4 protein-coding genes are annotated in these 24,837 nt (G+C 52.0%); all 4 read left to right on the forward strand.

Annotated features, from left to right (window positions below):
• The first annotated feature begins 15 nt into the window (after positions 1-15).
• Genes ASF12_RS23560 through ASF12_RS23575 form a run of 4 tightly spaced genes read left to right on the forward strand, consistent with a single transcriptional unit; the run spans position 16 to position 24,829 of the window.
• Complete coding sequence (locus ASF12_RS23560; protein WP_056040184.1) at positions 16-7,707, forward strand: SDR family NAD(P)-dependent oxidoreductase; 7,692 nt, start codon at positions 16-18, stop codon at positions 7,705-7,707.
• A gap of 4 nt (positions 7,708-7,711) precedes the next feature.
• A complete protein-coding gene (locus tag ASF12_RS23565; protein ID WP_056040185.1) occupies positions 7,712-11,719 on the forward strand; it encodes a type I polyketide synthase in 4,008 nt (1,335 codons plus the stop codon).
• A 15-nt stretch (positions 11,720-11,734) separates the two neighbouring features.
• Positions 11,735-19,564: an SDR family NAD(P)-dependent oxidoreductase gene (locus ASF12_RS23570; RefSeq protein WP_056040188.1), complete on the forward strand. Its 7,830-nt coding sequence runs from the start codon at positions 11,735-11,737 to the stop codon at positions 19,562-19,564.
• Positions 19,565-19,603: 39 nt separating this feature from the next.
• Positions 19,604-24,829, forward strand: coding sequence for an SDR family NAD(P)-dependent oxidoreductase (locus ASF12_RS23575; RefSeq protein WP_056040190.1), 5,226 nt, complete (start codon positions 19,604-19,606; stop codon positions 24,827-24,829).
• The last annotated feature ends 8 nt before the right edge of the window (positions 24,830-24,837 follow it).

Raw genomic sequence — 24,837 nt, forward strand, 5'->3', positions numbered from 1 at the left:
AACAGGGGGATGAAGTTGAAGACGAAATCGCCGGATTTGACGCAATTGCGTCTAAGAAGCCAGGACGAACTGCCAACGGCAGCTATAAAGGAAGTGAGCAACCATGACATTGCCATCATCGGCATTTATACGCGTTTTCCAAATGCTCGCAATACAGAGGCGTTCTGGCAAAATATTAAAAATGGGGTAAGCTGCGTAACGAAATTTCCGGAAAAGCGCCGGGAGGATGCTGATCGGTTTGTCCGATTTTCGGGTAAATCGGAAATACCCTACTCCAACGGCGCCTATCTCGAGGATATCGACGCATTTGACTATTCTTTCTTCAACATTCCGCCCAAAGAAGCGCTATTGATGAATCCTCGCCAGCGTGTGTTTCTGGAAGCAGCATGGAATGTGTTCGAAGATGCAGGATATGGGCCGCAGCAGCTGGCAGGCAGCAATATCGGGGTGTATGCCGGACATATCGGAGACGTTGAAAGCTATGTATACCGGGAGATGATTGAAGCCGTTGTTCCCTCTCTGATATCGGCAGCGATGCCGGGAAATTTGTCTTCCATCATTCCGAGCCGGATTTCCTATTTGCTTAACCTTAAAGGGCCAAGCATGACCGTGGACACAGCGTGCTCCTCCTCGCTTATTGCTGTCGATCTGGCTTGCCAGGCGCTTCGCAAGGGAGACTGTGAAATGGCGCTTGCTGGCGCAGTCCGCATTAACCTGCTTCCGCAAAACAAAAATCATGCGAAGCTGGGTATCGAGTCTACGGACGATGAAACCCGCGCCTTTGACGACGGAGCCGACGGATCGGGAATGGGGGAAGGCGCAGCCGTTGTTCTGCTTAAGCCCCTTAGCAAAGCTAAGCGGGACGGCGATTCCATCTATTGTGTCATTAAGGGCAGCGCGGTGAATCAGGATGGCGCTTCCATGGGAATTACGGCTCCAAATCCGTCCGCTCAAACAGCCGTTCTAAATAAGGCTTGGAAGGAAGCGGGCATTGATCCAGCAACGCTTGCCTATATCGAAACACACGGTACGGGGACAAAGCTGGGTGACCCGATTGAGATCGAAGGAATAAGCAAAGCATTCGCAAAATATACGGACAAAAAACAGTTTTGCGCCATCGGGTCCGTGAAGACGAATATCGGCCATCTGTATGATTGTGCAGGAATTGCGGGGCTCATTAAAGCCGCGCTGGCGCTAAAGCACCAGCTGCTTCCGCCAAGCATTCACTTTAAGACGCCGAATAAACAAATTCCGTTTATTGATTCGCCAGTATACATAAACACGTCGCAGAAGCCATGGGCTCAAGGAGAGGCGCCAAGGCGCTGCGGTGTCAGCTCATTCGGCTTGTCCGGTACCAATTGCCATGTCGTGCTGGAAGAATATATCGCTCAGCCCGCGAACGCTGATCAGGTGGCTGGCGCGCCAGAGCAGCCTTATATCATTCCGCTATCGGCAAAAAGCGGGGAAGCGCTGCATACGCTGCTTCTGCATATGGACGAATATTTTGATGGGGAACATCGGGCCAGCCTTAAGGATATTAGCTATACGCTGGCAGCAGGACGCGATCACCATCCGATTCGTTTAGCTATTGTCGCTTCAAATATTGCGGATCTGAAAGGGAAGCTAAAGCAGCTAATCGCACAGCAGCAGCATTTATCCGGATTGGATGCTTCCTGGTTCTCTTACGGCACAGCGAAGCCGGCAGGTGATCATACTCCTTTCGTACAGCTAGCCGAGCAGCTTGTCAAACAGTTGAAAACCGCTGCCGAACTTGAGCTTCCAGAGCTGCTTCATCAAATCGCTGAGCTGTATACGGCTGGGGCAGCCATTGGATGGTCCGCGATGTACAGGGGAAGCCGGGCGAAAAGGGCGCATATACCCGTTTACCCGTTTGAGCGGAAGCGCAGCTGGCTGCAAATCCCCGAACGTGCGCCTGCTGAACGCGCAAACGCACTCTATTACACGATGAAGTGGATGGAGGAGGCGGCGGATCAACTTACCCGCGCTATGCGGGGAGAAACGGTCATTATTTTGGGCGAATGGCAGCAGCTTACCCAGCAGCTAGAGGAGGAAGGCGTTCATTGCATACAGGTTAAACGGGGGACACACTATCAGGTGGTTAGCCCGCAATCCTACATGATCAGCGAGAACGAGGAAGATTACGACAAACTGACGGAAGCACTTAAACATGTGAAGTTTACGAAAATACTGCATCTGCTTTGCTGCAACGGACCAGATGGGATGATGTCGGCGGAGCAGCTAAGTGAAAGACAAAGCTTAGGTGTGTACAGCTTGTTCCACTTGACTAAAGCACTCCTGAATGCCGGCGTTGGGCATAATCATGAAATCATTATCGCAGCCGACTATGTAAACCGGGTTACCGGTGAGGAAACGTGCTTGAAGCCAGAAAACTCGCCACTATTCGGCTTGGGTAAAGTCATTGGCATTGAATACCCGCATATTACTTGCAAAGCGATAGATATGGATGCCTTGACAACTGCCCGCGATGTTATTTCGGAGCTGGGCCGCAACAAAACGACTTATCAAATCGCCTATCGGGATGGCAAGCGTTTTGCAGAAATAATGGAAGAGACCGATGTTGAGCAATTGCCTGATGATCCCGTTTCCATTAAGGAGGAAGGCGTTTACGTCATTACAGGCGGCGCCGGCAACCTCGGACTGCTTACGGCCAAGCATTTGGCGTCCAAAGGAAAAATAAATGTGGCGCTGTTAAACCGCTCCCCGCTGCCGAAGCAGGAGTACTGGCCCACGTATTTGGAGCAGGATGGCGGATCACGGCTGCATGACACCATTAAGAAGCTGCATGAAATAGCTGCCACTGGAGCACAGGTGGAGTGCATCTCGCTTAACGTCACCTCCTTGGATGAAATGAGCGCCACCATGGAGAGGCTGCGGCAAACCTATGGAAAAATAAACGGCGTCATTCATGCGGCGGGCGTAGCGGGCAGAGGCTTTCTCATCCGCAAGGACACAGCCGTATTCGAGGAAGTGCTGAACCCGAAAGTGATGGGCACCTGGGTTTTAGATAAAGTAACGGAGCAGGATGACCTCGACTTCTTTGTATTATTTTCGTCAGGCGTGGCGCTTGTTGGCGAAATGGGTCAAGGCGATTATACAGCTGCAAACTGCTATCTTGATGCTTTTGCTGATTATAGAAGAAAGCTCGGCAAGCCCGCTCTTTCCATCAACTGGGTCGTATGGGATGGGGCGCGAATGGGAGAAGGAACGAGTGAAACGATCGACAGCATTTTCAAAACGCTGCCCGCAACGTTAGCGCTCCAAGGCTTCGATAAAGTCATCAGCAAGGCTATCACCCGTGTATTAATTGGGGAAGTGAACACGTCTAACCCGAGCGGTTTGGAACTGTTCAGCAAAGATGTATTCCATTTGCCAGAAAAGCTGCGAGCTATCATGTTTAGTGACAGCAGCAGTGAGCAGGCTGTTCAAAGCAAGCCGCTGCCCATGCAGGAAGTGAAGGTGAAGCTGTTAGGCAGCAAAAACGGCTCCTACTCCGAAGTGGAGCAGACGCTGGCGGGCTTGTACCGCGAAGTACTCGGATACGAGGAGCTGAGCATCAACGATACTTTCTTTGAACTTGGTGGAGATTCCGTGCAGCTGCACCGGCTGCATAAGCTTGTAGATCAGCGGTACACGGGACAAACCTCAATAGCTGATTTGTTTGCATACGCTTCAATAGCCAAGCTGGCGTCATTTTTGACTAAGGAAGATAACAAAGCAGTGAACAAAGTAGTCAAGCGCAATACCTCTGCTGCAGATGTTCCTGCCGCGCATGATGATGATATCGCGATAATCGGAATGTCCGCGCTGTTTCCAGGAGCGGATACGGTTGACCAATATTGGACGAACATCAGCAATGCCGTAGATTGCACGGGGCCTATCCCGCAAGAGCGGCGCTCATACGCAGACGATTATCTGGCAGCTATAGGGCAAGCTCCAGATGGACATCCCGGCTATATGGACTGCGCTTATGTGGAAGGTATCGACGAGTTTGATTACCGATTTTTCCGAATATCGCCTAAGGAAGCTAATTTGACGGACCCGTGCCAGAGGGTGTTTATGCAGAAGGCCTGGCATGCCATTGAGGATGCGGGGTATGGGGGAGATAAGCTGCGTGGCAGCCGAACCGGCATTTATGTCGGATTTGCCAACATTATTCGCGATTCGTATCAGAAGATGCTCACCGATGTGGACCCCGTCATGATGTCGGAAGCCATTGTCGGCAACGTATCAGCGATGCTTCCAAGCCGCATTTCCCATTTGCTGGATTTGAAGGGGCCAACCATGGTCGTGGATACCGCCTGCTCCTCCTCCTTAGTTGCTGTTCATCTGGCGAGCAATGCGATCCGGGGCGGCGACTGCGACATGGCGATAGTTGGCGGTGTCAAGCTGTTTCTCATTCCGCTCGACCATGAGCATAACAAAATCGGCATTGAATCTACGGATGGAAAAACACGCGCCTTCGACGCCTACGCCGATGGCTCAGGCAGCGGCGAAGGGACAGCGGCCATTATTCTCAAGCCGCTCAGCAAAGCCAAGGCAGATGGTGACCATATCCATGCCGTTATTAAAGGGAGCGCCATCAATCAGGACGGCGCATCGATGGGCATAACCGCGCCAAATCCAGCTGCACAGACGGACGTTATTACGCGGGCGTGGGAGAAGGCGGGCATTCATCCGGAGTCGATTGCCTTTTTCGAAGCGCATGGCACAGGGACTGCGCTTGGCGATCCAATCGAATTCAGCGGGCTGAAGCAGGCAATCGAGACTTATACGGACAAAAAGCAGTTTTGTGCAATCGGTTCGGTTAAATCAAACATCGGCCATCTGAATGAAGGGGCTGGAATGGCATCCATTATAAAAGCTGTCATGGCGCTCAAGCATCGCGAAATACCGCCGACCCTGTACTTCCAAACGCCGAATCCTAAAATCGATCTGCAGGATTCACCTCTGTTCATCAACGCCCAATCAAGAAAATGGGAAAATGATGAGCAGCCGATGAGAGGCGCGATCAGCTCCTTTGGCCTAAGCGGCACGAACTGCCACATGATTATTGAGGAGTACAGACCGGAAGCCGCTGCACCGGAAGAGGCAGATGAGCCGAAAGCTTCGGTTCAATTATTGACCTTGTCCGCAGCTAGCAGAGGATCGCTTATAAGGTTGGCAGGGCAGTATGCCGGTCGCTTTGTGGATGGCAACGTCGGGTCACTTGCTGATATTTGCTATACGGCGAATACGGGAAGAGGACATTATTCCCACCGCCTCGCCCTGATCGTCGCTGATGCGGCTGACCTGTCTAGAAAGCTGAAGCTTTTGGCCGAGCAGGAAACCTTTAGCTCGCTTCCGAAGGAGGGTGTTTATTACGGCGAATACCGGGCGGTAAGCGACGAGCGCAGCATTCGGAACCCAGGCGACATTACAGAGGCGAGAAAAAGCGAGCTCAGTCGAGAAGGAGAACAAGCCGTCTTGGCATTGGAAAATGCGCCAGCACTGGACCATACCGAAGCGTTACAGCAGCTATGCGAGCTTTATGTACAGGGTGCAGATATCCCGTGGGAACAGCTCTATGCGGAACAGACCCACGCCAAAGTTCAACTGCCAGTTTATCCGTTTGAGAGGACGAAATGCTGGGCGGAATTTCCTAAGTTTGCGAAGCAAGCTGTGCTCAAGGCAGCTTCCGCTGACGCTTCTGCTGAAGATATGAAAAAACGGCCAGCCGCCTTTACGATGAGCTGGAAACAGCAGGCGCGGTTAGCCGTTTCTGCGGCAGAGCCTGCTGCTGGTGTGACGGTGATCGTCAAGGACAGCGAAGGCTTTGCTGACCGTTTGGCCAGCGCGTTAAGAGACCAGGGCAGGCAGGTGCTGTTAGCGGAGATTCCTGATTTGTCCGCTACAGAAGAGATGGGTGAGATTGAAGCAAAATGGCTGGACCGTTATAGTCAGCTATTGCAGGAGGAAGCGGAGCAAGGCATTGCTCAAATCATTCATTGCGGCAGCCTGGCGGGGAGCGTCATTTCCAGCATAGATGAGCTGAAAGCAAGCCAGCAAAGAGGCGCTATGAGCTTGTTCCTGCTGATGAAGGCATGGGCAGCCTGCGGCTTCGAGCACGATACGGAAGTCATTGTACTGACTGAAAATGCCTGCCGCATTACGGGGGAAGAACGTCAGCTCCGACCGGAAAATGCACCGCTGCTTGGGCTAGCCAAAGCCCTTTCCAAAGAGCATGCGAATATACGCTGCCGCAGTATCGACATGGACGGAGAGGTGCAGCTGGAGGAGATTTTATCTGAATTATCGATAAATTCAGACGCCAGACTTGTAGCTTTTCGAAACGGCATTCGCTATGTCGAGTTGTTTGAGCCATGCAGCAGCCTGAATGAGTCCAGCAGCGAAGAGCTAACCGTTCAAGCCGGAGGCGTCTATTTGATAACGGGCGGTACAGGCGGAATTGGCCTTGAAACGGCAAAATGGCTAAGCCGCAAAGGCCGCATAAAACTGGTGTTAATCAATCGTTCTGAACTGCCTGATCGGCCGACATGGGATAGCATATTGCTGAACAATGAGGATCGTAAGCTATGTGAGAAAATCGCGAGCATTCGGGAGATCGAAGCTGGCGGCTCAGAAGTGATTTTGTACCGATGTGATGTATCCCAATACGATGAAACCGCAGCCATGCTGGAACACATCCGGCTAACGCATGGGGAAATCAAAGGAATTGTACACGGCGCAGGAATTGCCCGCACCGAGTCCATAATGGAGAAAAGCTTGGATACATTTGAGCAAGTCATTCGTGCCAAAATCTACGGCACATGGCTGCTGGATCAGCTGACTTTGCAAGATCAACTTGATTTTTTCCTTATGTATTCCTCTATTGCAACGATGTTCGAGACTGGCTATCAAAGCGACTATCTTGCGGCAAACGCCTACCTCGATGCCTATAGTATGGCGCCATCAAGCGATGGAAGAAGAAGATTGACGATCAATTGGACGACATGGCAAGGCAAGGGGATGGCTTCCGATCACAATTTTCAGGCGGATACCATTTTCAAGACGATACAGGCTGCCCGTGCGATGGAGCTGCTGGATGCTGTATGGCAAACACGACAAAGCAACGTACTGATCGGGGAGCTGAATTTGGAGAGCAGAATGGCGTTATGGCTGCATAATTATGCAATTCAATTGTCAGATGACATTACGGCAAGCCTGGATGCGTTGAACGAACGTTTGGCGCAAACGCCGGAAAGATCATCCAAATCTGCCGGATACGCAGCGGTTAAGCTGATTGGAAGCGAGCATGATGCGTTCAGCGAGACCGAGCGGCAGGTCGCTCAAACTTGCAAAGGGGTGCTCGGATTTTCCGAGATCGACATCCACGAAAGCTTTTTCGAAATGGGTGCTGACTCGCTAATGATTCGGCAGATTTATCAGAAGCTTTCACAGCTTTACACCGAGGAGGTTGTCATTACTGATATGTTTGAGTATCCGACGGTTCATAAGCTGGCTAAGCATATCGAACGGCGACAAGCAGGGGTGGTCGCAGCAGCTGCTCCAGTAAGCAATCGGACGGCACTGCAGGATGACGAATTAAACCGGATGTTTGACGAGCTTGATAATGGGGATCTCGATCTTGAACAGGTGCTCTCCAAGCTTGGCTCCAAAGAGAGGTGAGAATATGGATAAGGCGTACAAATATTTGGTACAGGGTGTTCAGGACAAAAAGATAGACAGGCAGGTAGCCATTGATTTAATTAAGCTGCTGGAAACAGAAGCCGTAACGGATGCGGGTGATATCGCCATTATCGGCATGGCTGCCAAACTCCCGTCTGCGAGTACGATAGAGGAATTTTGGGACGTGGTCGAGAGCGGTGTTGATTGCATTACCGGCTTTCCAGATACGCGCAGCGGCGATATTAGCCGCTACCTTCGATTCAAGGGGGTGCCCGAGGAGGAAATCCGTTATAACAAAAGCGCTTATTTGCCAGAAATCGATAAATTTGATTATAAGTTTTTTAAGCTTTCCCCACGTGAAGCAAGCTTGATGGACCCGTGCCAGAGAATGTTTCTGGAAACAAGCTGGCAGGCCGTTGAGGATGCGGGCTACGGAGGAAGCAGGCTGGAGGGCTCGAAGACAGGCGTGTTTGTCGGATATGCCAGCAATTATAGGGACATGTACGCCAAAATGATTGAGGACATTGATCCGACTGCTCTTTCGATAGGTTTGGTTGGAAACTTGAACGCCGTCATCTCGGGCAGAATTTCTTATTTGCTCGATTTGAAGGGGACTAGCATGGTCATTGATACAGCTTGCTCCTCATCGCTTGTCGCAATAGATTCGGCCTGCCAGGCGCTGCGCAGCCGCACTTGCGAAATGGCCATTGCCGGCGGCATCAACATTAATACGGTGCCGCTCAGCAAAGATTATATGCAAACGGGCATAGAATCGACCGACGGGGTGTCAAGAACGTTCGACAACCATTCGAACGGTTCTGGGGTAGGGGAAGGCATTGGCGCAATCGTTCTCAAGCCGCTGAAAGATGCCTTAAGAGATAAGGATGTCATCTATGCGGTCATTAAAGGGAGCGCCACCAATCAGGATGGCAGGTCCGCAGGACTTACCGCGCCAAACCCGCAAGCGCAGACGGACGTTATTTTGCAGGCGTGGGAAAATGCTGGAATTGACCCTGAAACGATTGCTTACATTGAGACTCACGGCACGGGCACCAATTTGGGTGATCCGATTGAAATTCAAGGTATACATTCGGCTTTCCGCAAGCATACGAGCAAAAAGCAGTTTTGCGCGGTCAGCTCCGTGAAAACGAATATCGGTCATTTAAGCGAGGCTGCTGGCATCGTAAGCGTCATAAAAGCTGTGATGGCTTTGCGGACGAAGCAGCTGCCGCCTTCGATTCATTTTAATCATCCGAACCGGTCAATACCGTTTGAAGACTCGCCGGTGTATGTAAGCGCAAAGCTGCGTGCTTGGGAAACGGATGTAGCGCCGCGCAGATGCGGTGTAAGCGCCTTCGGCATTAGTGGAACGAATTGCCATGTCGTGTTGGAGGAGGCTCCAGCTCAAGCAGCTTCTGTACAGGAATCGGGGGCACCTCATCTGTTTACGTTATCTGCCAAGTCAGAACAGGTACTGCTTGAATTAATTCATCTTTACTCGGAATTTTTGGCGCATAATAGCCAGCTGAATTTAGAGGAAGTTTGCTATACCGCGAATTCGGGCAGAGGCCATTACTCGCATCGGTTAGCGCTGCTTCCGACAAGCGTAGCGGATTTGCGGGACAAGCTGGTCAGCGCTCGTCTTGATGAAGCCGAAGGCGCAGTATATTACGGGGTTCACCGGCTCATCGATTCCGCGAAGGAAGCGCTTGAAGCAAACGATCTGCCTGCAAAGGAGCAAGAACGGTTAAGCGCAGAAGCGGCGGTGTTGATAGCTGCATACTGGGCTGAGCCGGATGCGTCCAGCAGCTTAATCGAGCAAGTAGCACAGCTGTATGTCAAAGGCGCAGATGTGGATTGGGAAATGCTAGCTGGAGAAGTGAAGCCCTCCAAGACCTCGCTTCCTGCTTACCCTTTCGAGCGGAGCAGATGCTGGATGGATGCGCCGCTGCAGCAGCCAGTACAAGCCTTAGCGGAAGAAGCAGAGCGTGGTCTATTCTACGGGTTTAATTGGAGAGCAGAAGCGCTGTCAGAGGACGCGGACCACTCACCAATGGCCGATGTGCTCCTTATCGAGGACGAAGCCCGTTCCCCATTCGTGCAGTCGATGATCGACAAGCTGCGGGCACAAGGGCGGAATGTCATCGTTGCTTCCCTTGGGCATCGCTTCAAGCGGCATGACGATTGCCGCTATACGCTTGCGAGCCGTGAGGACGATTATGACAAGCTCATGGTTGACTTGGTTGGGCGTCCCGTTACCCATATTTTGCATATGAGCGGACTTTCCAAAAGTGCTGCTCCCGAAACGCTGGAAGAGCTGGAGCAAACCCAGCAGTACGGGATATACAGTCTGCTCTATTTAACAAGGTCCATCATGAGGCATGACCCGAGGTCCAAACGGCATATGCTGCTGTTTACGAAGCTGCTGCATGCCGCAACGGGGCGGGAAGCTGAATTAAGCCCAGAATGGGCAACGCTCGTTGGGTTAGGGAAGGTTATTCCACAGGAGTTTGCGCAAATCGTATGCAAAGCGATTGATGTTGATGATTCCACGCCAGTGGATGCCATATGGCTGGAATTGGAGCATTTTACGAAGCAATATCACGTGGCTTATCGAGAAGGCTGCCGGCATACGGAGGAGTACGGCCCGATTGATCCGCTCAAGCTTGAAGAAGCTGAAACAGCCATTCACGATACTGGCGTATACCTCATAACAGGTGGCACCGGAGGCATTGGGCTTGAAAACGCCAAGTATTTGGCTTCCAAGGCGAATGTAAATGTGGCCCTTGTGAACCGTTCCCAGCTTCCTCCGAAGGAGGAGTGGGCAGCCGTTGTTGCAGGCGGCGAGGACGAGGATACGATTCGTAAAATACAAAAGCTTCAAGAAATTGAAGCGATGGGCGGCCGTATTACGCTTCATAGTGCGGACATAGCGGACTATGCAGTAATGGCGGCGCTAATCGGCGGGCTGAGAGAGAAGTTTGGACGAATAAATGGCGTCATTCATGGCGCTGGCATAGCTGGTGCGGGTTATTTGTTCAAGAAGGATTTAAACATTTTCAAAAACGTGCTGGAGCCGAAAGTGGCGGGAACCTGGATATTGGACAGGCTTACCCGGCAAGACCAGCTCGACTTTTTCATTATGCACTCCTCTGGCGTTTCGATGGTTGGAGAGGCTGGACAAGGCGACTACGTGTCTGGAAACGCTTATTTGGACGCATTTGCTGCCTACAGGAGAAAGCAGGAGCGCCATGCGCTGGCGTTAAACTGGGTTTCCTGGAAGGAGGCGGGCATGTCCGTCCGCTTCGGCATCAACGTCGATTCCTTCTATAAGGCGCTGCCTACCGTGCAAGCGATTGAAAGCATGGATACGGCGCTGCAGCGGAATATGACGAGGGTGCTCATCGGAGAAATGAACGAAAGTCCGGAATATTTGTCCTTGCTTTTGGCGTTTCCATTTCACTTAACCGAAGAGCTGAATGATCGGGTCAGCGGGTTGTTGAACGGAAATACCGAGCAGGAAGGGCATAAAATCATCTCCAATGGAAATTATGATGCCGCCATGCTCGACCAAGGCAGACTCATTATTTTACCGAAAGGCAGCAGCCCTGTGAACAACAGCACAAAACCTTCGAAAGCCGCGCTTCGGGGCAAGCAGGGAGATGGCTATAATGCGGTCGAGCAGGAGGTAGCCAACATTTTCAGCACCATTCTTGGCTATCCGGAAATTGACATTCATGATACTTTGTTCGAGCTCGGCGGGGACTCGCTGCTGCTGATGAGAATTCATAAATTGATTGACACGGAGTATCCGGGCAAGGTGACGATTACCGACATGTTTGAGTTTCCTTCCGTCCAGCGGCTAGCGCAGCATATTAACAAAGAGGAGCAGGAGCAGCAGCTGGTTGCTGCAGCCAAGGACGTTCGCCAGGAAGCAAGAGACATATTCGGGAAGCTTGCAGAGGGCAATATGAGTCTGGAAGAAGCCATTCACGTGATTGAAGATCTGTAGGAAAAGGGGAAAATCGTGCAGAACAATATTTTTACATTTATCGTGAATCAGACGACAAGCGGCAACATCGACAAGGAAACGGCTGTCGAGATGATTGCCATGCTGAAGCAGGGTGGAGCGAAGGTAGAGGATGACATCGCCATTATCGGCATGTCTGCGAGACTTCCAGGAGCCCGTGATATCCATGAATACTGGAGCAATATTGAAAATGGGATCGACACCGTCAAGCAAATTCCGCAAAACCGGAGAAATGACACCGACGATTATATCAAATTTAAGCAGCTTGACAAAGATAAAATCATTTATCCCGAATATGGCTATTTGGAGGATATTGACGGCTTTGACTATGAGTTTTTCCGCATGTCGCCAAGGGAAGCGAGCTTGACCGACCCGCATCAGCGTATTTTTCTGGAGCAGGCGTGGAAGGCGATTGAGGATGCCGGCTACGGTGGCGATAAACTGACAGGCAGCAAAACCGGCGTTTATCTCGGCTATACGCAAAGCCCGAAGGATCTGTATTGCAAAATGATTATGGATATCGACCCGACGCTGATACCGATTGCAACGGTGGGCAATATGCAGGCGATGGCGGCAACCCGCATTTCCTATTTGTTAAATTTGAAAGGGCCTGCGCTTGTTGTAGATACAGCCTGCTCGTCTGCTTTAGTAGCCATAGAGCTTGCTTGCCAAGCGATTAAGCAAGGACAATGCGACCAGGCTATCGCTGGCGGAATTAAGCTGAATATTATTCCAGTCGATGACGAGAACATTCGCATTGGCATTGAGTCGGGCGATTGGAGAACCCGGGCGTTCGACGATACGGCCGACGGCTCCGGCGTCGGCGAAGGGGCAGGAGCGTTGCTGCTCAAGCCTTTGAAGAAGGCGCTTAAAGACGGCGATCATATTTATGCCGTCATTAAAGGCAATGCAGCCAATCATGACGGCCAGACCGCAGGCATTACTGTGCCGAATCCGGCATCGCAAACCTCGGTCATCCAGCAGGCGTGGGAGGAGGCGAACATCGACCCGGAGACGCTTGACTATATTGAAGCACATGGAACTGGCACGATTCTCGGTGATCCGATTGAAATTAGGGGCATTGAAGGCGCCTTTAAAAAATATACGAACAAGAAACAGTTTTGCGCAATCAGCTCTGTCAAGACGAATATCGGACATTTAAGCGAGGCGGCAGGCATCGCGAGCATTGTCAAAATGGCGCTGTCGCTGAAATATAAAAAGCTGCCGCCAACGATTTATTTTCAAAAGCCCCATTCTTCAATCGCTTTCACGGATTCTCCTTTGTATGTCAATACGAAGCTTCGTGATTGGGAAACGGACGGGCACCCAAGAAGGGGCGGAGTGAGCGGTTTTGGCATGAGCGGCACCAACTGCCATCTCGTGTTGGAGGAAGCGCCGGAGCAAGTGGCTACAGAGCTTGCATCTGCGGGGCCAGAGGTGTTTACGCTTTCGGCGAGAAGCAGTAAAGCGCTGCGGGAGATGCTGCAGCTTTACAATGAATATTTGCAGCAAAGTGGAGGGAACTCTTCGCTTTCCGATATATGCTACACGGCCAATACGGGCCGCAGTACGTATGCTTACCGCCTGGCGCTAATGGCTGCTGATTTGGACGATTTGCAGGTTAAAATCCGTGCTTGCCTGGAAGCCGATCTGGAGTCTTTCACGGCCCCTTGGGCCTGCTATGGAGTTCACCGGGTAGCACGTGCCAACGCAACGCCGAAACTAGGCGAAATCGATGAGCAGGAGAAGCGCCGACTTGGCAGCGAGGCAGACCAGCATTTAGAGAGCTGGATTGCGTCTGGAAAATCCGATGAGCATACGCTGCATTTGCTTTGCTCCGCTTATGCAAGCGGCGGCGATGTGAGCTGGAGCGGGCTCTATGAAGGAGAACGGAGGCAGCGCGTCAGCCTGCCGACCTATGCCCTGCAAAATTCGCGATGCTGGCTGGAGTTTCCCGAGCTGGAGACGTCAGCAGAAGCACAGGAGGATGGCTTCTACTTCGCGCCGGTATGGACGCCAGAGGAGCGTTCGTCCCAAACCGGAGCAGATTTGGCTGGCGCTGTCCTGCTCCTTGGCGGAAGAAGCGATAGCCATAAGCAAATCGCTGAAGGCTTGGAGGCAGCATGTGCGCGGGAGCAAAGGGCTATTATTAATGTCTCGCTAGGCGAGGAATACATCCAGCACCATTCCGGTTCTTATACAATTCGCAACACGCAGGACGATTATATTAGACTTTTTGAAAATATTGGTGCCGAAACGCTCACGCAAATCGTCCATATGCTCAGTTTGGATACTATCGCTCCAATCGACCGCGTAGAGCAGCTGGATGAGAGCCAAAAACACGGCTTATACAGTCTTTTCTATCTATATAAGGCTTGGCTTCATACGAACGGAAAGCAGCCGCTTGACGTTGTTCTTCTAACAGACAATGCCCAAGAGGTGAGCGGTGTTGAAACGCTCATTCGCCCGGAACACGCAACCGCGATTGGCTTCGGCAAGGTTGTGACGAAGGAGCATCCGCCGTTCAATGTCCGAAGCATTGATATGGATCAGGATACGGATGCGGTGCAGCTTAATGAGGAGATTATGTATGGCGCAGGATCATCGCCATATGGGGTCGCTTTCCGCGCAAATGGCCGTTACGTGGAGCAATTTGCCCAAATGGAGCTCGATCGCATCGCGGATGAGCCTGTAACGATTAAGGAGCAGGGCGTTTACATCATAACGGGAGGAACAGGAGGAATCGGTCTTGAGGTGGCAAAGTCGCTAGCTGCAAGTGCCTCTTCCATTAATCTGATCCTCGTGAACCGGTCGGCGATGCCTGAGCGGGAACGCTGGGATGCGATTGTCCAGACCGGGACGGATCTGCTTTTAATCAGCAAAATTAACGCCATTCGCGAGTTGGAAGCAGCTGGAGCACAGGTCAAGCTGTATCAGGCAAACATTTCTGATGAGCCGGAGCTTAGAGCAATGCTTTCGGATGTTCGCAGCGTGTATGGAAAAATTGACGGTATCGTTCACAGCGCGGGCGTGGCTATCGACCAGCTGCTGAAGGACAAGCAGGCAAACGTTATACGCGACGTACTGCTGCCTAAAGTAAACGGAACGTGGCTTCTGAACAAATGTACGGAGGATGATCAGCTTGATTTCTTCGCCATGTTCTCATCCGTCGCTACCATATATTACGGTTCGACCCAAAGCGATTATGTGGCAGCTAACGCTTATATGGACTCATTCACTCATTATCGGAGCAAGCAGGGCAAGAAGACGCTGACGATTAACTGGACGACGTGGAAGGAAACCGGCATGGCGAAAAATAGCGGAGTGGCGGTGAGCACCATCTTCCAGACGCTGCCAACGGCCAGCGGCATTGAAGGGTTTACCGCATTGCTGAACAAGCAAAGCCGCCGAGCGTTAATCGGCAGCTTCAACTATGACCGGCTGGGCATTTTATTGCTGGAAAAAGCTACGGTCAGGCTGTCAGAGCCGCTGCAGCGCAGACTCGACTATCATAAGCAGCAGCTTGCCAGCGCTGGCTCCACTTCCAATAAGGCTGCGAAGCCGAAGGGAGCGGCAAAGAGCGGTGAAGTACAACTGACTGGCCGTGACGGGGCAGCCTACAACGAAACCGAAAAAACGATTGCTGCGGTTTGCCAAAATGCGCTCGGCTATGCCGAGATCGACATTAACGACAATTTCTTTGAGCTTGGAGCCGACTCCATATTGCTGATGCGCATCCATGCGGAGCTGGATAAACGCTACACCGGCTTGTTATCGGTTGCGGACATGTTCGAGCATTCGACGATTTCCAAGCTGGCGGAATATATCGTAGAGCAGGATACGGAGAGCAGCATGCCTCAGCAGACGATCGCTGCGCGTGAAGCTTTGTCAACGGACAGCGATATTGCAGTAATCGGCATGTCATTCCAGTTCCCGAAGGCGAGCACGAACGAGGAATTTTGGGGAGCGCTGCAGGCTGGCGTTGATAACGGCAGCGGCTATCCGGATGTTAGAAGAAAGGATATGGAAAAATACGTTGCCTTCAAAGGTTGGCCGCTCAATGCGGTCGATTACGAGATGGGCAGTTATTTGGACGAAATCGACAAGTTCGACTATCGCTTTTTCCGAATGTCTCCGAAGGAAGCGAGCACGACCGATCCGAACCATCGCTTATTTTTGCAGACAGCATGGCATGCCATCGAAGATGCCGGCTACGGAGGCAAAAAGATTTATGGCACGAAAACGGGGGTTTACCTCGGATTTGCGTCCAATATGGTCTATTTCCACCGCATTATTAGCGAGGTCGAGCCGCAGTCGGAAGGCGCTTCGCTAGTTGGCAATACGGCTTCGGTAGCGACAGGCAGAGTTTCATATCTGTTCGATTTGAAGGGCCCGAGCGTCGTTGTTGATACGGCTTGTTCTTCCTCCTTGACCTCCGTGCATTTGGCTTGCAAATCAATACGCATGGGCGACTGCGAAATGGCGATTGCCGGCGGGGTACGGCTGAACATGATGCCTATTTTCCGCAAGGGCTCGCCAAGAGGCATCGGCATGGAGTCGACAGACGGCAAAACAAGGGCGTTTGATGAGCTCTCCGAAGGGACGGGAACAGGCGAAGGGGTTGGGGCGATACTGCTCAAGCCGCTGCAGAAGGCGATACAGGACAGGGATAATATTTACGCTGTCATCAAGGGAAGCGCATCGAACCAAGATGGAAGCTCCGCTGGCTTGACTGCGCCGAACCCGGCTGCTCAGGAGGAAGTTATTATTCAGGCATGGGAAGATGCCGCGATTGATCCTGAAACGGTTACGTACATTGAAACGCACGGAACGGGCACCCAGTTGGGAGACCCGATCGAAATTCAGGGTATCCAGCGCGCTTTTAAACGGTATACCCAGAAGAAACAATTTTGCGCGGTCGGATCTTCAAAAACGAATTTAACGCATTTATCAGAGGCTGCGGGCATCGCGGGCGTCATTAAAGCGGTTTTGACGCTGAAAAACAAAGAGCTGCCGCCAAATCTGTATTTTAACCGTCCGAACCGAAAAATCGACTTTATGAACTCGCCTGTGTATGTCAATGCAACCCGCAAATTGTGGGAGCCGGAAGGCCATCCGCGAAGATGCGGTGTAAGCGGCTTTGGCATGAGTGGAACGAACTGCCATGTCGTTATGGAAGAGTATTTGGGCGCTGAAACCTCGCATCTGCAAGGCGAAGAGGAGCTTAGTCAACGTCCGCAGCTGTTCACGCTCTCCGCACTGACGGATACCGCTCTTCGGCGCCTCGTCAGCCAATACAAATCGCAGCGTTTTGGCGACGGTTCAGCGGCTGCCTTCCGCAACGCCTGCTATACCGCAAACACGGGACGCGGCCACTACGCACACAGGCTGGTTCTTATCGTAAACGACGCGGAGGATTTCAACCGGAAGCTTGCGGAAGTGGACGAATACGGTTTCGAAAACGTACAACAGCCTTGGTTGTTCTACGGCTTCCATAAAATCGTCTCGGAAACGAAAGCGAAAAAATCCGACGGCGAAATTACAGAAAGCCAGCGAATAAGCATGACGAAGCAGTTCGGACAATTGGTTGACGGTTATGTAGATGGGGAACGCACTGATGCCAGCAGCCTGCCGAACATTTGCGAGCTTTACGTACAAGGGGTGGAAACCGATTGGGAACCTTTCTACTTCGGTGAAGAGCTGCATCGAATCAGCCTCCCAACCTATCCGTTCGAAAGAGAGCGCTGCTGGGTTGAGATTCCCGAATATGAGCAGGCCGTGACAGAAGTAACGGCTGGCGGCTTGTATTACGGGGGGCAGTGGGTAAGACAGGAGCAGCTGATGGCAGAGCAGACAAGCCAGGCCGGACCAGTTCTTATCTTTATGGATGAGAAGGGCTTGGGACAATCGCTTGCTGCTGAGTGGAACCGGAGAGGAACCAAGACCGTTCAAGTTTATTTGCGAAAGCAATATGCCAAGCTCGATGACGGCAGCTATCACGTAAGCGGTACAGTGGACGATTATGTGTTGCTGCTGAAAGATAACAAGGGCACAACGTGGAGCAAAATCATCCATCTGTTCAGCATCGTGCCGGAAGGCATGGCGGTTGACTGGAACAGCTTTAATGAAACGCAGTATAGAGGCGTCTACAGCCTGTTTTATTTGTCCAAAGCGGTAGCCCAAGTAGGATTAAGCGCTGTAACCGATACGGTTATCATTTCTGATTATGTCGATGTTGTAAGCGGACGTGAAACCCGGGTCAATCCGTGGAATGCACCGCTCCTGGCACTCGGAAAATCCGCAAGGCAAGAGCTGCCGAGCATGCTGTGCCGCGCTATTGATATCGATGAAGCAACGAGTTTGGATACGATTATACGCGAAATAGGGGCAGCACCGTCGTATTATATGGTCGCTTTTCGCGACAATGAGCGCTATGCCGAAATTTTCAAGGAATACCGCGTGCAAGAGGCAAATGAGCAGCCGATCGAGGTCAAGGAAGAAGGGATCTATCTCATTACAGGCGGGACAGGCGGCATGGGCATTGAGACAGCCAAATATTTGGCGGCGAGAAAGAAAGTCAATATTGCGCTCATTAACCGTACGCCTTTGCCAGACAAGGCAACATGGGATGATATGATCGACCGCAACAGCAGAACCGACCGCAAGGCTATCCAGAGAATAAAAGCGGTACGTGAGATTGAAGCAATGGGTGCACATGTCGAATGCTACAGTCTCGATATCGCTAATATGCAGCAAATGGAAGAGTTGGTCGGCGGGCTACGCGCACGTTATGGACGCATTAATGGCATTGTCCATGGCGCCGGTGTTGGCGGTGATGGCTTCCTTTATTTGAAGGAAGAGCAGGTGTTCAACGAGGTCGTCCATCCGAAGGTGTTCGGAACGTGGATTCTCGACAAGCTGACCGAGCAGGATCGGCCTGATTTCTTCCTCATGTTCTCCTCCATGAGCTCGCGTTTCGCAGTGCCGGGGCAAGGGGATTACTGTGCAGCTAATACGTTTTTGGATGCATTTGCAAAATACAAAACGTTGAACCAGCAAAAAGCGCTGTCCATCAACTGGGTTGCGTGGAAGGAAACCGGTATGGCGGTGGAGTTCGGCGTCAATGCAGACGGCGCCTTCAAGGCACTTCCTACAGCAGTGGCTATGCGCGGTTTGGACGAAGCTTTGAACCGGAGCGTATCGAACGTTTTAATTGGGGAGCTCAACTACGGCTCGGATCTGCTGTGGGAGCTTGGTCTCGTTCCGCAGCTGCTGGATTCGCCGATTGATGCTGCCATAACGGGGTCCCAGAAACGGTGGGAGGCAAGGCAGCTGGCTTCGCAAAGACGCTTCGAGGGCGAAATCAAGCTTACTGGAAAAGACGGCGATTACACCGATCTGGAAACGAAGCTGGCGGAAATCTATTGCCAGGTTCTTGGCTTTAATGAAATCGACATGGACGATAATTTCTTCGAGCTTGGCGGCGACTCGATTTTGCTTGGCAGAGTTCACGCTTCTCTGGAAAAGCATTATCCGGGCAAGGTCAGATTGCTGGATTTGTTTGAATACACTTCCGTCAGCAAGCTGCAGCAGTATATGCGGGAGGATGAAGAGGAGCAGGATGCAGCAGGCACAGAAGCTCTGGAACATCTTGCGTACGACCGCGAGATGTCGCAAGTATTGCAGCAGGTAAGTGCAGGAGCAAGCCTGGAGGAAGATACGAAGCGGCTAATGGAGGAACTGGGCAATGGCACACTATCCATTGAACAAGCGATTGACCAGCTGACGAAAACCGGCCAGAACAGCAGCGATACAAGGAAAAAGTAATTGGCGCAGCAACTTTGGACGCCCGGAGGGTAAAAGGCTATGGATAAGCTTTACCACTATATTCTCAAGAGAGCTACCGAAGGAAAAATCGAAAAAGAAGATGCCATCCGCATGGTCACGCTGCTTAGGCAGGCGCAGGCAGTGCAAGAGGAGAGCCGCAAGGAGGACATCGCCATTATCGGGATGGCCTCCCATATTGCGGGCACTGACTCCTCAGAGGAGTTCTGGCGGCAAATCGCCTCCGGCGTTGATTTAGTAGGAGCTTTTCCGAAAGAGAGAAGTGCTGACATTGACGGCTACCTGACCAATATGCTGGATGAAATGGGCTGGGAATTAAAATATTCGCCGGGCGCGTACATGCACGATATAGCTTCCTTCGACTACAGCTTTTTCCGCATTACGCCCAATGAGGCCGCTCTGATGGATCCTTCCCAGCGCATCTTTTTGCAAACGGCCTGGGAAGCGATTGAGGACGCTGGCTATGGCGGGAATAAGCTTGTTGGAAGCCATACAGGCGTATACGTCGGCTATTCCAGCAGCTCGAGCTATCATTCCATGATACTGGAAACCGAGCCGGAATCAGCAGCAACGGCATTAACAGGCAACATTGCCGCCATGCTTCCGACGAGAATTTCCTACATGCTTGATTTGAAGGGGCCGACGCTCATTTTGGATACAGCCTGCTCCTCCTCGTCGGTTGCGATTCATCTAGCCAGCAAAGCTATTCATAACGGCGATTGCAAAATGGCGATTGCAGGCGGCATCAGGCTTAATCTTCTGCCGATCGACAACTCAGGCCTGAAGCTGGGAGTTGAAGCGGTGGACGGACGAACGCGAACGTTTGACGCAGAGGCCGAGGGTGCTGGCTGGGGAGAGGGCAGTGCTGCTGTTTTGCTAAAACCGCTTAGCCAGGCCGTAAAGGATGGGGACCGGATATATGCTGTTATAAAAGGGAGTGCCATTAACCAGGACGGCACTTCCATCGGTATAACCGCTCCCAATTCGGCTGCCCAGGCTGAGGTGCTGCTTAAGGCGTGGCAGGACGCAGGCATTGATCCAGAGACGTTGTCTTACATTGAGGTGCATGGAACAGCAACAAGGCTTGGCGATCCGCTCGAAATAGAAGGGTTGTACAGGGCGTTCCGAAAGCATACGAACCGCAAGCAATTTTGCGCAGTCAGCACCGTTAAGACGAACGTGGGCCACTTGTACGAATGTGCCGGCATTGCCGGTGTTATCAAAGCCGCTATGTCGTTAAAGCATCGCAAAATACCGGCTACGGCCCATTTCAACCGCCCTAATGCAACGATTGGCTTTAGCGATTCGCCAGTCTATGTCAACACCCAATTGCGGGAGTGGGAGGCTGGGGAGCATCCACGCAGAGCGGGCATCAGCGCCTTCGGCCTGAGTGGGACCAATTGCCATATCGTTCTGGAGGAGTATGCTCCACCGCAGCAGTCGGAGCACGCAGACGATGTATACGCCGGGCTGCCTCATATCCTTGCGATATCGGCAAAAAGCATCGCGCCGCTGCTTGGAATCATATCTGGCTACGAGCAGTACTTAAACCGGGAAGCACAAATCCCGCTGCGGGATTTATGCTATACGGCTAACACCGGGAGGGGGCATTATGCGCACCGCATTGCCATCATTTTCGAGGATGCCGCCGACCTAATGCGCAAAGTCGCTCTGTTAGCAGACCATTCTCTTGATGAAACCATTCACGATGATATCCGCTTCGGCAGGCATAAGGTCGTCTCCGGCAATAAGCAGGTACTGGGTGAAAATGAAATTAAAAAGCCGGAGCATGCGGAGCTGACCCGCACCGCTTCCGAGAAGGTCCGGCAATTTATCGGCACCGGAAAAAAGGACAAGCAGCTGCTTCATGACATTGGCAGCCTGTATGTCCGCGGCGCGGATGTCAATTGGGAGGAGCTGTATCAAGGCGAAGGCCGCTGCAAAACGTATGCGCCAACCTACGCCTTTGAGAAGCAGCGCTGCTGGCTTGATCTTAATATGCCGCAGCGGGACGACAAGGATGGTGCTGAAGCTACGCTGCACTACGCCATGCAGTGGCGCAAGTGCAGCAGAAGCCCCGAACCATCCGGCATTGACGGAGCAGCCGTCGTATTTATGGATCGGGCGGGAGTCGGACAGACCATTGCTGCATCCTTGCGGGAAAGCGGCAGGCTCGTTATCGAGGTGAAGCTTGCAGAGGATGATGGGCCCTTTGGCTGCACAGCAAATTCTAACGAAGGCTACCAGATAGACGGTTCCAAGGCAAGCTATCTTCAGCTTATGCAAGCATTGAAGGATGTGCCGTTTGGCCAAATCATTCATCTATTGGCGCTGGACGCACATGACGTCAGCGATTCGCTGGAGACGCTTAAGCGGCGGCAGGCAAGCGGTGCCTACAGTCTGTTTTATTTGACAAAAGCGCTGGTGCAGGCGGAAATTCAGCAGCCGCTTGCGCTGCATATCCTCACTAGAAATGCTGTAGAAGCTACCGGCGCAGAGAAGCTGCTTATACCCGATCATGCTCCTGTTTACGGCATGGGCAAGGTTATGGCCAAGGAGCTCTCAAATGTGTCATGCAAATATATGGATATAGAGGAATCGGTTCCGCTCGGACAGATAATCGGAGAGCTTCAGGCCAATGACGTGTATGGTGTCGCGCTTCGAAACGGTGACAGATATACCGAAATATTTGCTGAGCTGCGAGACGTTCAGTTAGAAACCAGCCGCCGCTTGGAATTGCAGGAGCAAGGGATATACCTGATTACAGGCGGCTTAGGCGGCATTGGGCTGGAAGTGGCAAAGTGGTTTGCAGCTCAGAGCAAGGTCAATTTGGCTTTGATTAGCCGCACTCCGCTGCCGCCGAGCTCGGAATGGCAAGCTGTTTTAGAAGGCAGCGAGGCTTCAGACAAGCTTAGAAAGCGGCTTCGCATAGTGAAGGAGCTGGAGAGGCTTGGTGCGACGGTAGAATGCATCAGTGCCGATGCAGCCGACTATAGCGCTATGGAGAAGGTTATTGCTGATTTGAAAAGCAAGTATGGACAAATACGGGGCATCGTGCACGGTGCGGGCGTCTCGAATGACGGGCCGCTTGCTGACAGAGGCGATGATATGTTCAATGCCATCTACGCTCCGAAGGTGTATGGCACATGGGTGCTAGATGCGCTTACGAAAGACCAGAAACTTGATTTCTTTATTATGTTCTCGTCAGTCGCGACCATATTCAGTGCCTTCGGGCAAGGGGATTATGCGGCAGCCAACGCCTATTTGGATGCTTATGCTCCTTATCGGCAAAGAAGAGGCGGGCGTACGCTTACTGTGAACTGGACGACGTGGAAAGAGACTGGGATGGCCTTTGATGGCGGGCACGTATTCGATACGATTTTCAGGACGCTGCCGACTGAGCTAGCGCTTGAAGGCTTCGCTTCTTTGCTGCAAAGCGGTGCAAGTAGAGCGCTAATAGGACAAATCCACTACGATGGCGCAGGTGCTATGCTGCTTGAACGCTCCGGTGTATCTTGCTCCGATTCGATTCGGAAGCGGATTGCGGCGAAGAAAGACAGCAAGCGGAAGCAAAGCGACGGCAATGTGCAGAAGAAGGAACGCAGCGCGGAAGGCGTTGTCATGCTTGGCCGGGAGGCCGGCAGCTACTCTGAGCTGGAGCAGAAGCTTGCCTTATGCTGCAAGCTTGTCCTCGGCTATGAGGAGATCGACATCTATGACAATTTCTTTGAAATGGGTGCAGATTCACTCGTATTAATGAAGCTCCAGGGCGAGATTGAGACGCATACGTTCGAAATGGTGACGATCAGCGATCTATTCGAATATTCGACTGTCGTTCAATTGGCGGAGCATCTGCAAAAGCAATCCGCCAGTCGGGACCCCATCCGCTCGAGCCAGTATCCGCCTATGCAGAATGCAGCTATTAAGCCGTACTATCCAGCATCCCATGCCCAGAAACGCATGTTCCTTGGCTTTAAACGGGAGCCGCAGCTGACAAGCGCCAATCAGTTCAGAGTTTCGGTGCTGAACATCCGGGTGGAGCCCGAGCGGATGGAGCTGGCTGTGCGCCGCATGATTGATAGGCATGAGGTGCTGCGAACAGCTGTTACGAGCATGGATGGGGAAATTGTCCAAGTCATCAGGGAACAAGTCCCATTCGAGATGGGGTACTGGGAGGCAGATGAAGCTGAGGCGAAAGACATTATTAATCGGTTCAAGCAGCCGTTTAATTTGAATGAACCGCCGTTTTTCCGGCTTTGCCTCGTGAAGGTCGAGGAGGAAAAATATTATCTGCTTTACGATGCCCACCACATTATTACAGATGGCGTATCCATGGAAATTTTCATGCGGGAGCTTGTTCAGCTGTACAAAGGTGAATCTCCGCCGGCCCTGCCGTACCAATACAAGGATTATGTGGAATGGCAGTTCTCCTTCATGCAGACGGAGCAAATGAAGCGCCAGCAGCTTTTCTGGGAAGAGACGTTTACGGGCGAAATCCCTGTGCTGCGGCTGCCGACAGATCAGCCAAGGCCCGAGCATTTTGTTTTTGAGGGCGGTATCGTCATGAGCTTGGTTGACCGTGAGCTGACGGAAAAGCTGAAACAGCAGTCAAGCGTATCTGGAGCGACGATGTATATGCTGCTGCTTGCCGCTTATGCCGTGCTGCTGTCCAAGTATTCCGCGCAAGACGACCTGGTCATCGGATCACCGGTTACGGGACGGCCAAAGCGGGAAATGGACAAAATTCTCGGCATGTTCATCAATATGCTGGCGATGCGGCTTGCTCCCCGTAAGGAACTGACCTTCTTAAGCTGTTTGGAACATATAAAAGCAAGCGCAGTGCAGGCTTTCGACAATCAGGATTACCCGCTTGACGAGCTGATCCATCATTTGAATGTAAAGCGAAGCGCAAACCGCCACCCGCTGTTCGATACGGTGTTTATTTATCAAAATGTTCCTGTTGATGAAAGGGCGATTGGCCATTCTATCGATGAAGTTTATAATCTGACCGATTATGAACTGACGCTGGAGGCTATGGAGCAGGGCGGGATGCTTCGCCTGAGGCTGGAGTACAACATGCGGCTGTATGATCGACAGACAGCGGAGCGAATGCTGAAGGATTACTTGAGCATTCTTGAGGCTATCGCGAAGCAGCCCGATATCCTTCTGCAGAACATTGAACTGGCCAGCGGTAGAACCGAGGAGCCGTTATATGAGGATGATGAGGAAATCTCCTTTAATTTTTAGGCGGCCAT

Origin of the sequence: Paenibacillus sp. Leaf72, from assembly GCF_001422685.1 — a bacterium.
Taxonomy (GTDB): domain Bacteria; phylum Bacillota; class Bacilli; order Paenibacillales; family Paenibacillaceae; genus Pristimantibacillus.